Consider the following 14,305-nt stretch of genomic DNA (forward strand, 5'->3'; position numbering starts at 1 on the left):
CGCGAACAGCACGATACCGGCATAGATCAGGACGTTCAGAAGCTGTGCGGGCATGAAACCCTCCCCGGTTATGATTGTGGTCAGATCGACTGCAGAAGCGCGTTGGCTTCGGGCAGCGCGTAGAAAAGTTTGCCGTCGCGGCGGACGATCAGCGCGGTCTCGCCGGTAGCGATCGCGTCGGTGTCGTCATGCGGCTCGACCATGATGAAATGCGCTTGGCCGTGCTGGTCGATGATTTTCGCGCGAGCCGGCGATCCGCGCCGGGCGGTGCCTTCAAGGATGGTGCCGCGGCGGCGAAGAAAGTCGTCGGTCGAGATCACGCTGGTTTCGAAGCCGGGCATGACCCGGGCGAGGCCGTTGGCGGCAAGCGTATTGAGCACGGCGCCAGCGATCAGCGCGCCACCCGAAGCGAGGCCCCAGGGCAGCGGGCCGCCGGTCATAGCAGCGGCACCCTGCTGAATGGCGATTCCAGCCAGCGTGAAGCAGCCGAGCAAGGAGGTGAGCCAGATCAGGATCGGCAATTCATGGCCAAATCCAAGCCAATCTAGCACGCCGCCGCTAGCGGCGTCGGCAGACACGTCCGCGTCGAGATCGAGATGGCCAAGCCCAAGGCCGATCGCCTCGATCAGGCCGATCCCAGTCATCACGATGAACGAGATCGCGAATGGCGCATAGGCCGGCGTCAGGAAGATGGCGAACATTTGCCGTGGCTCTGGTTTTGCATCGGCGCACGGATAGCGGACGGACAAAAACGCTTAGTTACGAAGAGCCATCCCGCCCGGTCTTTGAATTCCATATGATTTCACTCCCCGAGGCGAGGCTAGTCCTACGACAAGGCGATCGCAACGCCTGCCGAGGTAAGATCGACCGGGTTCGGATAAGCGCTGGCAGGATCAGCACGATAATAGGACGCGGAGCACATCGCCATCATGATCACGGGACCACGGGACCACGGAGCACGGACCACGGACCACGGACCACGGGAATGCTGCCCGTAGGACACTGTGAAAGGCACGCGAAAAGCCCTTCCGGCTCAAGATTCCTTACTGCCAAAGACCCAAACAACAAAGACGCTACCGACTTCACCGACCCAAAGTCGGACGTTCGCGCGCTATCTCAGGTTACTAAAATCTGCCATTCGTTCATGTAGCCAGCGAAAGAAAAGTCATGCGGTTGAAACTTCGCCGCGTCCGAGTGAATTTCGTGATTTCGCATGGCTCAGTCTCGCGCGACGACGCCGCCGCGATGCTGACAGCGATCGTCGAACGGCCCAACCTGTGCCGCCTCATCATCGGACTTTGAAGGGGCGATCAGCCGATCGCGCCGACGCTCGATCGTCCGACCGGGCGCTAATCCTCCTACCCTAACCCCAGAAAGTCTTGCGATCCAAGAGATCGTCGTACGCCTCGGCTGCGGCGTCAATAATCTTCGATTTCTTTCGGTGCGCCAGCAAGCTCTTGGCCCCGGGGTCATCCCTCAGGCCCAGCCGGTCCAGAACCATTGGCGCAGTCGCCATGTCGTTCAGCGCGCCAAGCTGATCCTGCAGCTTCTCCAGCGATCTCATGAACTTCCCGTAGCGACGCGCACGCTTCTTGCCCGGGAATAGCGAGCCGAGAAACTCCACGCCATAGCGGAGCCGTTTGGCGGTTTTGCGGACTTCGTGCCGTTCCTCGTCCGCCTGTGTGGCAAGCGACCTACCACGCTTGCTGACTCGCCGAAGCTGCTTGTGCAGCGTCTCCGCCGCGAACTGCCTTGCCGGCGCGTCCCGAGCATCGCGCATCGATGGCGCGGTGCGCCATGCCCCGCATACCAGCCATTCCGTCAGATCGAGCATCAGGGCGCGAACCCGGTCTGAGCCAAGCGCGGTATCGACCGCGGCATAGGCAGCATCGCAAGCCCGGTTGAGCTCCTGGAACAACGAAGCGCCGGGCGGCGCCTTCGCCAGTAACACGTCGAGGTCGCGCGCTTCGCCCAGCACCGATCCCAGCCAGCGCAACTCGCTATTGAAATGCTGCACCTCGTCACTGTCGAGCAAGGACTTGAAGATTGAAAAGGCGGACCGCAGCCGACGCAACGACACGCGCGCCTGATGCAGGGCTTCGGCATCTGCTTGGTCGAGCAGGATGGTTTCGTTCAGGCGGTACTGGCGTATGCACGAGCCGGCGATTGCCTCGAAAGCGTCCGCTGCGGATGCGGTCCGGCTCAACGCGACCCGCTCCGCCTTGAACGCTTTGGATACGGGACGAAGCAGGTCGTAGCCACGTTCGGACTTGGTCACTACGCCAAGGCGGACCGGAAAATGCGCCGCTATTGTCTTGGCCAGCGCAAACAAGGCACCGGGCTCTCCCCGTTTCAACTCCAGCTCGAGCTCGCAGACTGGCGACTGGCGGTCACCCGCGGAGACGTGTCCGCGATCCAAGACCAGTTCGATCGACGCCTCGTCGCTGTCGACGATCCACGTCAGGCGCTCAACCGCGACGGTGAAGATCGGAGCGACGGTGCCCGCCTCATCGCCGAGCAGCGTCGGAATGGGGGTCCGGTCGTCGATGACCGGGGTCAAGTCGGCCACCTCGATTTCCCATTCGGACCGCGCGAAGAGACCGGCCGCCTTCGCATCCGCGACTTTGATCGTCTGTGTGCGCGTGTCGCCGGACTGGCGGATGCGCAACGAGACGCCGCCTTGCGAAAGCGCCAGATCGGGCGTGTCGAAATAGACCGCTTGCATTTGCCGCGTACGCGGCGGGCCATCGAACACGTCGGACCCCGCGAAGGCATCGGCCGCCGCGGCGTCCAATACCAGCTTCAGTTCGACTTCCTGTGCCACCAGATACCTTCCCGCAAAATCACGACGCCTTCTACACCGAGCAATATGCGATAGGTTCGCTGGTTCCTGGATAGTCGCAAGCGCAATCTCTGCGCAAACTCCAAGCTACGAAGGACCAAGACCGTTCGCGGCCATTCCGTAAGTTAGTATGTCGCAGTAGTTGACCTCAGTCGGACCGCCCATGGAAACGCCCTTTAATCTCGCTCACAGATTCTGTGTACAACTCTGCCCGCCCGTTCTGTCAGCCCATCCCGGATGCGCTCAATGTTCACGGAACGCCCCCCAGAACGCGCCAATCAATGGCTCCAACGCATAGCTTAACGCGGTTCGCTTCCGCAGCGGGACGAGCACCTGGACCGGCATCCCCGCGCGCAGTTCGAAATTCTTTCCCCTTACGCCGCGTAGCAGTGCAAGCTGTCGACGCGGCACCGTAACTTCGCCCGTAAAATAGGTCGCGCCGGTCTTCTCATCAGTTAGCACATCGGCCGAAAGCCGGGTCAGCGTCCCTTCTAGATCGGGCAGGGTCCGTTCATGCAACCCCGGGAACTTGACCAGGGTGCGCTGCCCAACGACCAGATCGTCCGCGTCGTCGGGCGCTACACGCGCCTGGATTTTAAGCGGGGTCCGCTCCGGAACGATGTCCATCAGCTTCTGTCCAGGTGATACGACGCCGCCGGGCGTAACGACGCTCAGCGCAATCACCGCGCCGGTCGCAGGCGCGCGGATGTCGGTGCGGCGCAGTTGGTCGCGCGCTGAAGCGAGCTTGGGGAGGACGTCTCCTAAGCGGATCTCGACATCGCGCAGATCGGCGGCGGTGCGCTCGCGGAACGTGCGTTCTGCCTCGATCGCGGTAATCTGGCTTTCGCGTGCCGCGCCCTGCGTCTGCGCGACGCTTGCCGAATATTGCCCGCGTTGGCCGACCAGTTCGGCGCGCATCCGCTCCAGTTCGCGCAGCCGCGTCTGCGAAACGAACCCCTTTTCCGCCAGCGGCGCTAACGCTTTCAGCTGTTCGTCGATGATCCGCAGCTGTTCCTGCGCGGACACCACTTGCGTGTCGTAGCCGCGCCCCTGCGCGGTCGACTGCGCCGCCCGCTGCCCGAGCGCCCCGCGTTGTGCCGCAAGCGTCGCGCGCCGGGCCAGCAACTCGCGCTGTTGCAGCTTGAGCGCGAGCGCCGCATCGTCGCGGTCCTCGGGCGGGAGCGTGGCATATTCGGGCGGCGTGACGAGACCCCCCGTCCCCAGTTCCTCCGCCTCGAGCCGGGAGCGCTGCGCCAGCAACCGGATTGCCTGTGCACTCATCGCGCGTTCCTGCGCGAGCACTTCCGATGCCGCGAGCCGGATGAGCAACTGTCCGCGTTCGACCCGCTGCCCCTCGCGCACGTAGATCGCGCCGACGACGCCGCCGTCGCGGTGCTGGACCGTCTGCCGCTGGCCGGAGACTTCGAGCACCCCCGGGGCGTAGGCCGCCGCATCGAGCCGCGCGAATGCCGCCCAGCCGAGGAACAGGACGAAAAAGACGATCGCGATCGCCGCCCCATTGCGAATGTCACGCCCCGGATCGGCAAGGCGGTGCTCATAGTCGGCGGGTGTATCGGCCGCGCGTAGCACGCTGACAGAGCCGCTCATGCCGCTCCCCCCTGTGTTGCGGGCAGATCCGACACGGGCGGCACCATCCGGCGCACATTGGGCGGCGCGATCTTGGCGAGGACCTCGTCACGCGGGCCGAACAGTTCGGCACGCCCGTCGCGAAGCACCAGCATTTTGTCGACCACCGGGAGCACGCCGAGCTTATGCGACACCACGATGATCGTCCGCCCCTCCGCCTTCAACCGCGCGATCACCATGTTGAGCGCGGCATCGCCCTCGGAATCGAGATGCGCGTTGGGTTCGTCGAGCACGTACAGCGCGGGATTGCCGTAGACCGCCCGCGCCAGTGCGATGCGTTGCGCCTGCCCCGCCGACACACCGCGCCCGCCGAGCTGAAGCTTGTGATCGAACCCGCCGTTCAGCCGCAGGATCAACGGCAGCGCGCCGACCTTTTCCGCCGCCGCGACCGCTTCCGCGTCGACGGCAGCGGGATCGGCACCGGTTTCGGCCGCGAACCGGCTGATGTTGTCCTTCACCGTTCCTTCGAACAACGCGGCGTCCTGTGGTAGATAGCCGATGTGCCGTGCCAGCAGTTCGGGATCCCAGTCCAGGAGACTTGCCTCATCGAGCCGCACCGTCCCGCGGTCGAGCGGGAGCGCACCCACGATTGCGCGGACCAGCGTCGATTTACCCGACCCCGACGGCCCGACGATCGCGAGCACTTCGCCGGGCTCGAGCGCGAAGGACACCGCATTGAGCACCGCCGCGTCACGCGACGCGGTGAGCACCGTGACCCCCTCGAGCTTAAGCGTCCCGGTCGGCGCAGGCAGCCGCGTCGGCGCGGCATGAAACGGATCGGCGGCGAGCAATGCGTCGATGTTACGATAGCCGTCGCGTGCCTGCATCAGCGGCTTCCAGCTGCCGATGAGCAACTCGATCGGTGCGAGCGCGCGTGCGATGAGGAAGGATGCCGCGAAGATCGCGCCCCCCGAGATGCGATTGTCGACTGCCAGCATCGCACCGAGGCCAAGCGCGAGCGACTGCAACGCGAGCCGGACGAACTTGGTCGCGGTGAGATACCCGCTCGCCTGGAACCCGGCCTCGGTCTGGAACGCGAGCATCGAAAGCCGCTGCCGCAACTGTCGCGCGACGAACGCCCGCCGCATCCCGAGTGCCTTTATCCCATCCGGGCCATTGAGCGCAGCATCCTGCGCGGCATAGGTCCGCGCCGCGACATCCTGCGCGCGCATCATCCCGTCGCGCGTGGCGCGCTCGTTGCGCCAAGCAATGAACGGGAGGACCAAGCCGCCGAGCAGCGCAACCACGCCGATCCACGGGTGCACCAGAAAACAGACGAAGATATAGATCGGCGTCCACGGCGCATCGAACAGCGCGAGGATTCCCGGCCCGGTCAGGGTCCCGCGAATAACGTCGAGTTCGCGCAGCGCCTGTCGCGCGACGGGGGATTCGGGCCGGCCAAGCGTCGCATCGAGCAGCGCGGGCGCGACCACCGCGTCCAGCAGCACGCCCGCGCGCACCAGCAACCGGCTGCGGATCCGGTCGAGCAACGCGAGGCATCCCAGCGCGAACAACAGCGCCGCAGTCAGGAACCCGAGCGTCTGCAATCCCTTCGTCGGCACGACCCGGTCGTATACCTGCAGCATGTACAACGTCGGGGCGATATACAGCAAATTGACGAGCGCGCTGAACGCTGCCGCGGCGATCAGGTGCCTGCGGCAAAGCTGCAACGCGTCGCGCATTCGCCCATGAAACGATGCGTCGCCGGGAGGCGTCGGGGACCATGCCCCGGATGGCAGAGCCTGCGTGGCTGGCGTTGCAATGTCGGTCATCGATTATACGCTGCTCCCCCGATCCCTCGCGGAATCGGGGGAGCATTTATCACACCAGATGAATGTCATCGACGGACGTCAGGGCGTACAGGTGGTGGTCGTAACCAAAGCTGTCGACCTGCGGACCCGCGGTGCTGCCGGCGCCGTCCTGCGTTACCGCAGCCACAGCGTCGGGCTCCCAGGCGAACACATCATCCGCCGTTGCAGCGACCGGTGCGGTACCAAAATCGAAACCCTGGTGCATGCCGCTGTCCTGCTCGACCGACGCCACAGTTGTCCGTGCGATGACATTGCCGAAGTCGAACACGGCGAGCTGAGGATCATGATCGGTCGGGCGATCCCCGCCAAACTGCGCGTTGATGTGGACCGCATCATATTGCGCGTTGGCGGCCAGTGAGTCGGTCACGAGAATATGGTCGAGCTGCTGCGCGTTGCCCTCGAACATATAGCTGTAACGTTCCTCGACCGACAGCAAGGTGGCCAGATCGGTCATGGCACCGCCCTTTGCGGGATCGGTCAGCTGGGTCTGCGCTTCTTCCCAGGCGAACCCGTTCCAGTCACCCAACACTGCGATGTTGAGGTCGGGGTCGTCCGCGAGATGCGCGTTGATATACGCTTTCACCCCGGCGGCCTGCGCGGTGCGTGCCGCGTCACCGGCATCGGCGGGCGGCTGGGTCGCGCCCCACAAGGGGTCGCTGCCCCCGCGCGACGTCAGATGGACGTTGATCGCGGTAACGGTCTCGCCGTGGAACAGGAAGTCCGCGACGAGCGGCTTGCGCGTATTGTTGTACGCCGGACCGTCGATCAGCTCGGCGCTGCCCTCGACATAGGTCACGCGGTCGAGATTGTAGAGATAGCCGCCGCGGATGTTACCATTGGGTTCGCCGCCGGTGGTGTTGTTGGCGGTCGGCGCGACTTCGACATAGCCATAGCGCCCGCCGTCGATCGCCGCGATCGCATCGATCAGGCCCTGCGCGGTCTTGACGCCCGAATAATCGCTGCCGTTGCCCGCGCCGTCCGCATCCTGGATCTCCTGGAGCGCGATGATGTCGGGAGCGCGCAGGTTGTAGACGATGTTCGACGCCAGCACGTCGAACTTGCCGTCCGACGGATCGAGGTTCTCGACGTTGTAAGTCGCCATCGACAGATGCGTCGCGTCGCCGGTCAGCGTCGTGACTTCCCTGGCGAGCGATACGTCCTTGGTCACGGTGACCGCCTCGGTCACCAGCACTTCGTAGCGCGCGGCGGCATAGTTGACGATGCCGGTCACGCTGCTGAGCTGGTCGCCGACCGAATAGCCCGCGGTGAAGCCGGCAAAGATCGTCCTGTCGCCCTGGAGCTGGATCTTCTCCGGGTTGAAGTCGCCGTCCGAAATGGTGATCCCGCCGCGATCGTTGATCCCGGTCGCGCCCTTGCCAAGCGACGCCACGACGTCGGTTTCGGCAAAGGTGTCGCTGGTGGTGTTCGACACGACGAGCGGCGCGTCGATCGTGACGCGCATCCCCTCGAGCGATTCCCAGAAATCGATCCCGTCGGTGGTGGGGTCGTAGCTGGTGAGGCCATCGTTATCGATCACGCGGCTCGGCGGGGTGAGCCCACCCTCGCCGATCAGCACCGCGTCGGGGAGCTGATAGTCGGACGCGACGAAGTTGACGATCGGCGCGCTGATCTGGGTGACCGACAGGCCGCCCGTCCCCGCGCGGAACTCGTTCACGACGCCCTGCACCGAGACGAGGTCGCCGAGAAAGACGTCCTGCGGCGCGGCACCGGTAAAGACGAACACCGCGTCCGACGTACGGCTGTTCCCGTCGCCCCTGTCCTGAATGTAGAAGCCGTTGCTGTCGACCGCGGTGATGATCCCCTCGGTCACGATCGTCTGGCCCTCGAACGCAGAGCGTTGCCCTTCGCCCTGGATCTGGCCGATCTGGAGCGGCAGGATGTCGTCATTGAGGATCGTGCCGGTCGCGGTCGCGCGGTCGATCGTCGCGCCGCCGGTCGCGTTCGACAGGGTGATGCTGAACGTCTCGTTCGGCTCGGGCGCGTGGTCGCCCAGCACAGGGAGCGAGATCGTCGCGGTCGACTGGCCGTCGGCGAACGAGACGACGCCGGTGAAGGCGGTCGTGCCGAAGTCGTTGGCGTCCGCGCCGCCATTGCCGCCGGGCAGCAGGACGGAATAGGTCGCCTCGACCGCGCCGCTCGCGCCGCCAACGCGCGAGACGGTGAAGTCGATCATCTGGCTCCCCGCGTCGCCCTCGGTCGTGCTCGCGTCGCTGATGCTCAGCACGCCGGGGACGACCCCGACGCTGCCGTTGCTGGTGACCTTGATGTCGTCGACCCCGACCCATTCGTCATTGCCGACTGCGTTGGTCGTGATCACGCGGACCTGCAGCGTCGCGGCATTGTTAGCGTCGGACGGCAGCGTTACCGAAACGGGGATATCCGCGCCGAAGCTGTTGGGGCCGGACGTCGCATCGGCGACATAGCCGCCCGGGACGTTTGACCACGCCCCGGTGTCGCCAAGACGATATTGCACCGCGACCTGCTGGACCGCATTGTCGACGCCATTTTCGAGATCACGCAGCGTGAATGACAGCGTGACGCCCTGTCGCCCGGTCGCATCAAGATACAGCGCGAGATAGGGTGCGGCTGCGGTGCCCGATCCGGTGAGGCCGATCGTCGGATTGGCGATCTGGAACTCGGCGACGCCGCCGGTCGTGAAGGTGTTGGGGTTGGCCTGATTGGCGCTGACGCTGACCACCGTGCTGGTACCGGTGACGGTGCGCGGATCGACGCCCGTGCCCGATAGCAGGCCGTCGCCCCGGAAGCCCATGATCGACGGCACGCCCGACCAATCGTTGTTGCTGGTGATCAGCCCGAGGTTCGACCAATCCTGCAGAAGGTCGCTGCTGCCGAGATTCCAATAGGTGGTTGTCAACGCCTTACTCCCCTGTCGCCTTAACTCTGCCGACCCACGCATCCGACTCGTTCGGTGCAAAGGTCCGCAATCACGCGCTGGATTTGCCGGCTACGAGGCGCATGTGACACAGATGTGAAAAATGCTTCATAAACCGTATTTTAACATGTATCGAAACCGGCGCTGCGGCAAGCCATCGTCCCGTTGCGTGAGCATTGTTTCGAATGTCTGACTAACGGGACATGCGACCGTCGTACCGTTGAAGAATATCCCGGACCGCTGTCGCCTAACTGAAACAAACCGCGGATAGGGACTCAAACTGCTACAGTATGTATCGCTGTTTAGGGGTTTTTCTCATGATTCGTTCGCTTGCTTGTCTTTCCGCTGCACTCCTCGCCTGCACCGCGGGCTCAGCATCCGCGGCAACGACTTTCGGTGGTGTCACCGGCGTGCGGACCGGCGCCATCCTTAGCAACGGCGTTACCGTCAATGGCGCGACGTCGATGGGCCAGACGTTCAGCACCAGCGACTCGCTGCTGACCGGGTTCGCTTTCCAGTTCGCCTCGAGCGTTCGGGCCAACACCAGCGCCAGCGTCACCTTCTCGCTTCTTTCGTCGGGCGGCGCGACGTTGGCGAGCAGCACGACGCTGCTGAACGGCCTGCAATTCCGGACGAACCCGTCCTTTGCTTACTATGACGTCTTCAGCGGCAGCGTCGCGCTGACCCCCGGGGAGACCTATAGTGCGGTGGTAACGACGTCCGCATCGTATCTCGCGCTGGTGTTCAGCCCGAATACCGCTGCTGCGACCAACCCCGCGAACGATACCGCGAACGATGCCTATGCGGGCGGCGCAGTGATCCGGAACAACGCAGGCGACACGATATGCTCGCGCAACATCTGCGACGCGAACTTCCGCTTCACCAGCATGGCGGCACCGGTCGCCGCCGTGCCCGAGACCGCGACCTGGGCCATGATGCTGGCGGGCTTCGGCCTGATCGGTGGCAGTTTGCGCTATCGCCGTCGCGCCACGGGCGTCCGCTTCGCCTGAACGCGTGGTGGCTTTGCTGCTCGGGAGGGGCGTGCCGCAGTCATTGCGGCGCGCCCCTTTTTGCGTTCATTGGACTTCGACCAAAGATCGTTACCGTGGGGTTCGGTCGCATGGTATTGAGAGCTTCATAACCCCGCCTAGTCGCGCCTGACTTGGTAGCTTGCCGCCCGCTCTGACACGTACCACCGCTGCCTGCTTTTGTTACTAACATGAACATGTTGATCACGGCGTCTAGTCGCCCCCCTCCGTGCCTTATTGATTGGGACAACCCACTTTCGCACATCGATGCCGTCGGGGGGGGGGGGGCGTCCACGCCATCACCCAAAATGGCAGTGTAGTCCCCCTGCCCAGGTCTCTGAACGAACGTCCTCTTATGCCGATTTCCACCCGAAAGCGGCCGTTCCGCTTTCCACCAAACCCGGACATTCCCGAAACACCATCGATTCTAGAATCCCGCGCCGTGCCATTTATCGCTGACAGGGCCGTGCTAATTAGCGCTGATATCTAAAGCGTAACGTTGTAGCCTGAGGAGCGAGGCAGCATAAGGCGGGGATGACCATCCATTCTGATCGTCGCTTCGTTCTCGCGGGCCTTGCGGCGCTGGGACTTGCTGCCGCACATTCAACACAGGCGTCGGCACGAGGCGTGCGCGCGCCGGGCATCGCAGTTACGATTGACGACTTTGATCTCTCGGACACTGCTCTAATGAGTGGTCAGGAACGCGATGCGGCCATTCGCGCAGCCTTAATGCGTCACCGGATCAAGGCGGGCGGCTTCGTCGCGGGAAAGTACGTTGATAAGGTGCTTAGTCCACGCATCCTATCTGCTTGGTCAGATGGCGGCCATATCATCGGCAATCATAGTTTCTCCCATCAGTACTTCAGCGGCAAAAACCCCGAAGAGGTGATGTCTGATATTATGAAGTGCGAGCCGTTGCTGTCGGACTATCCCGGTTTCCGGAAGCTCTTTCGTTTTCCATTTCTGGCCGAGGGAAAAACGGCAGAAGGCCGGGACCAAATGCGTGCGCTCCTGAAAAAGCATGAGTATGCTAACGCCCATGTCACGATCGACACGTCAGATTGGTATATCGACAACCGGCTAAAAGCACGTCTCAAGGCTCACCCCAAGGCGCAGATCGGCCCATACCGACGCTTCTATCTGGACCACATTTGGGATCGAGCGACCTTCTATGACGGTCTGGCGCAGTCGCTTTTTGGACATTCGATCGATCACACGATCCTGCTCCACCATCGGCTAACCACCGGCCTGTTCCTGGATGATATGCTCTCGATGTTCCGTAAGCGAGGCTGGCGGCTCACCGACGCAAAGACGGCTTTTGCATCTCCGGTGTTCGCTATGGAACCTGACGTGCTGCCCGCTGGGCAAAGCCTAGTTTGGTCGCTCGCGAAGGCAGATGGCCGTTTCGAGAAGCTGTTACGCTATCCGGGTGAGGACGGTGACTACGAGATGCCAAAAATGGACGCTGTACGATTATAGCAAGGCGTTGGCACAATGAGCGGGCCACTTCCAGAACTTGATCCTTTTCGGGAAAGGCGGCAGCCCCAGGTAATGTCGGCTATTGTCACCCGCCTTCCTAAAAGCGGCCTGTCCGCTTGCCACCCAATGTTGTCCGGAGGTAGACGGTCCAACTTTTGTGGGCTCAAGCGATCTTGGCCATAAGCCGACCGGCGGCACCTTGCTCTGCCGCAAGATTGCGATTGTACGCAAGCGGCATCCGGGGTGATTTCCACCGCAAAGCGTCCATAATACCTGCCAGATCCTCGCCACTGGCAAACAGGTCCTGGTTAAGCCCAATCCGCGTCGAGTGGGAACTGATGCCCTTGAGCAGTCGTGCGATATCCTCCGCAGTTAGATCGGGCAACGCACTGCGGTTAAACGCGCGCTGGATAATCGATCGGAATATCGGTCCGACCGAGCCTGGATGCAACGCGACAATGCCAACGTCATACGCCACGCGCGCCTCCATCGCAGGTTTGGAATGCGTCTTGCGCAGATCCCACGTCTCCCGACCGGAGATGCTATGGATCGACCGGCCACGCACTGCTGCGCGCGCTTTGTAACGACGCACTTGCACCCGCCGAAAAAGCGGACCCGTTGTAATATCGGCCGCCTTGGTCCAGGCAGCTATCGCCGCGACAGTCCGCGGGCTGAGATAGGCGGTGGCTCCCTCCCCATCCTGATCACCCTTGTGTCGCAGGATCTGCAACAGCCGCGCTTCGGGGTCGATCGCTTCCTGAATATGGTCGACGGCGACCGCCACCAGCTCAGATGCGCGCAAACCTGTGTCATACGCAGTCGACAGGAGTGCGCGATCGCGCAGTTCAGGCAGATCATCCCCGCAGCTATCGAGCAAGGCCCGGATATTGAGCCCGCGCGCCTTGTCGCGCTCGACGTCGCGCACTGGGCCTTTGAACCGGAGCGGCCGCGCCTGTTTCTGGGCCGTCCCCTCCTTGCGACGTACAGCCTTTAGCCGCAGCTTGACCAGCGGGGCGGGCGTCGGATCCTTGAGATTAAGCAACTGGTGGATCTTGGCGATCGACGCCTTGTAGCGGGACAACGAAGCCGGCCGGCTCCCCTTTCCTGCTCGGGCATCAAGATAGTCTGCCACAGTCTCGGCCGTCGCCGGTAGCGCGATCCGGCTAGTGTGCCGACACCACACGTCGAACGCCGCAATGTCGGATTTGACCGCCCGTATGCTGTGGGGCGACGAGGCCGCCTGATAAGCGGCGATGAGCGCCTCATTGACGGCGATGCGCTCGCCCGCACGCATCTGTACAATCATCCAGGAGAGATCGTCCGGCGGCCTGATGGCCGGCACGCGTGCCTCAGGTGCCGCAATAGGGGTCTTATGCCCTTCCGGCGCGGTTTCTGTGCCCATTGCGCGCCTTACTCCTCCGCAACGCATATACCGCACATTATAAAGAATGGTCAATTCCGCTTATGCGATAACTGCAATTATCGCATGTGAATAATCCTGTAGCCTATCCAAGGTAGACCGAGACGCGCCTTTCGGGATATGTTGACGTTGTGACGCGCGCTCTTCCTGACCTTTCGAAGCCGGTTTGGACTTCCAAACTCGTGACTGCTCTTGAGCGCGCCGCGGCGACCATAGGCAGGCTAGATGCCCGTGTTTGCGTCAGTCCGGTCGCTGCACCGTGGGCGATTCGGGCTTCCTGGACGGGGTATGCTACAGCGCTCAGGGGGCAGTCTGTTGAAATTGACGAAATCGACATTTTCGGTCGGGAATGTGCGATCAAACTCCCCGGTCGACCGCTGATCCCGACCCATACGGAAGATCCCGGGGCCTTGCACGAATGGCAAGCGCGGTTGCGGCAACGCGAGCCGCACTATTGGCGGGACATTGCCACTATGCCGACCGCCGTGGGCGAGGACTGGAACCGGCGCCCCGTGCTGCTTCGGACTCTTGAGGTCACCGCGCATCATGCGCGAGCCGACGCTACCATCGCTCCGTGGCTGACGTTCCCCGTCCTGCTCCGCTCGATGGCCATCACTCGGGCAACGCTCCCGTGTCTCACAGTCGGGGATAAGGCGATGCGCCTCGCTCCGCGCGAGGGCGAGGCCATCATCGTACGCAACCTGCGTGGTCTTGCCGATCGCGCCGACGAGGCTCTTGATCGACTCCAGGCGCTTGAGGATCACCGGCTGCGGACAGCCGAAGCGATCCGTGCCGCGTACCGGCCTGGGAGGCTTCTGGAACTCGCCGCTCTGGTTCAGTTCGCGCCGGTGGTGAGCCCGCGTCAAATTGCACAGCGTTTAAACATGACACTTTCGGGCGCCGGAAAGCTGCTTGCACGCGCCGCGGACCTCGAACTGCTCGCCGAGGTCAGCGGTCGAATGGCTTGGCGCGCCTATATGGCCCCGGATATCGCAATAGCGTTCGGGTACGTCACCCGACCGGTCGGACGACCTCGCGCCGCCCCGCGACAGATGACGGAGCTCGAACCAATCTTGACGGCTTTCGATCGCGAGATGGCGGCTCTAGATCTCGTCCTCGAGAAGATCGGTGTGATCGGTCCTGCGGGAGAGCCAATCTCCTAGA

General features: G+C 63.2%; 10 protein-coding genes. 4 read left to right on the plus strand and 6 right to left on the minus strand.

Going from position 1 to position 14,305, the window contains the following annotated elements; translation table 11 throughout:
• Window positions 1–80 precede the first annotated feature (80 nt).
• Window positions 81–701, minus strand: coding sequence for an OB-fold-containig protein (locus ABIC17_RS15805; protein WP_354283390.1), 621 nt, complete (start codon window positions 699–701; stop codon window positions 81–83).
• A gap of 466 nt (window positions 702–1,167) precedes the next feature.
• Here ABIC17_RS15805 and ABIC17_RS15810 point away from each other — a divergent pair, with 466 nt between their 5' ends.
• Window positions 1,168–1,302, plus strand: a complete 135-nt coding sequence (locus ABIC17_RS15810) for a hypothetical protein (protein WP_354283392.1) — start codon at window positions 1,168–1,170, stop codon at window positions 1,300–1,302.
• A gap of 61 nt (window positions 1,303–1,363) precedes the next feature.
• On the opposite strand, the gene ABIC17_RS15815 is transcribed toward ABIC17_RS15810, so the two are convergent.
• The 4 genes from ABIC17_RS15815 to ABIC17_RS15830 all read right to left on the minus strand — a co-directional run bounded on the left by ABIC17_RS15815 (window position 1,364) and on the right by ABIC17_RS15830 (window position 9,196).
• Window positions 1,364–2,824 (minus strand): CYTH and CHAD domain-containing protein, encoded by a 1,461-nt coding sequence (locus tag ABIC17_RS15815; protein ID WP_354283394.1) that lies wholly within the window; start codon window positions 2,822–2,824, stop codon window positions 1,364–1,366.
• 261 nt (window positions 2,825–3,085) lie between these two features.
• Window positions 3,086–4,450, minus strand: a complete 1,365-nt coding sequence (locus tag ABIC17_RS15820; RefSeq protein WP_354283396.1) for an HlyD family type I secretion periplasmic adaptor subunit — start codon at window positions 4,448–4,450, stop codon at window positions 3,086–3,088.
• A complete protein-coding gene (locus ABIC17_RS15825; RefSeq protein ID WP_354283852.1) occupies window positions 4,447–6,171 on the minus strand; it encodes a type I secretion system permease/ATPase in 1,725 nt (574 codons plus the stop codon). The genes ABIC17_RS15820 and ABIC17_RS15825 overlap by 4 nt, the downstream gene beginning before the upstream one ends.
• A gap of 139 nt (window positions 6,172–6,310) precedes the next feature.
• A complete protein-coding gene (locus ABIC17_RS15830) occupies window positions 6,311–9,196 on the minus strand; it encodes a DUF8508 domain-containing protein (RefSeq protein ID WP_354283398.1) in 2,886 nt (961 codons plus the stop codon).
• A gap of 335 nt (window positions 9,197–9,531) precedes the next feature.
• Here ABIC17_RS15830 and ABIC17_RS15835 point away from each other — a divergent pair, with 335 nt between their 5' ends.
• Together ABIC17_RS15835 and ABIC17_RS15840 are read left to right on the plus strand one after the other, a co-directional pair.
• Complete coding sequence (locus tag ABIC17_RS15835) at window positions 9,532–10,224, plus strand: PEPxxWA-CTERM sorting domain-containing protein (protein ID WP_354283400.1); 693 nt, start codon at window positions 9,532–9,534, stop codon at window positions 10,222–10,224.
• Between the two features lie 552 nt (window positions 10,225–10,776).
• On the plus strand, window positions 10,777–11,721 hold the full coding sequence (locus tag ABIC17_RS15840; protein WP_354283402.1) for a polysaccharide deacetylase family protein: 945 nt from the start codon (window positions 10,777–10,779) through the stop codon (window positions 11,719–11,721).
• Between the two features lie 163 nt (window positions 11,722–11,884).
• On the opposite strand, the gene ABIC17_RS15845 is transcribed toward ABIC17_RS15840, so the two are convergent.
• A complete protein-coding gene (locus ABIC17_RS15845; protein ID WP_354283403.1) occupies window positions 11,885–13,123 on the minus strand; it encodes a site-specific integrase in 1,239 nt (412 codons plus the stop codon).
• A 674-nt stretch (window positions 13,124–13,797) separates the two neighbouring features.
• On the opposite strand from ABIC17_RS15845, the gene ABIC17_RS15850 reads away from it, so the two are divergent.
• Window positions 13,798–14,304, plus strand: coding sequence for a hypothetical protein (locus ABIC17_RS15850; protein WP_354283405.1), 507 nt, complete (start codon window positions 13,798–13,800; stop codon window positions 14,302–14,304).
• Window position 14,305 lies beyond the last annotated feature (1 nt).

Source organism: Sphingomonas sp. PvP056, from assembly GCF_040549155.1.
GTDB lineage: Bacteria > Pseudomonadota > Alphaproteobacteria > Sphingomonadales > Sphingomonadaceae > Sphingomonas.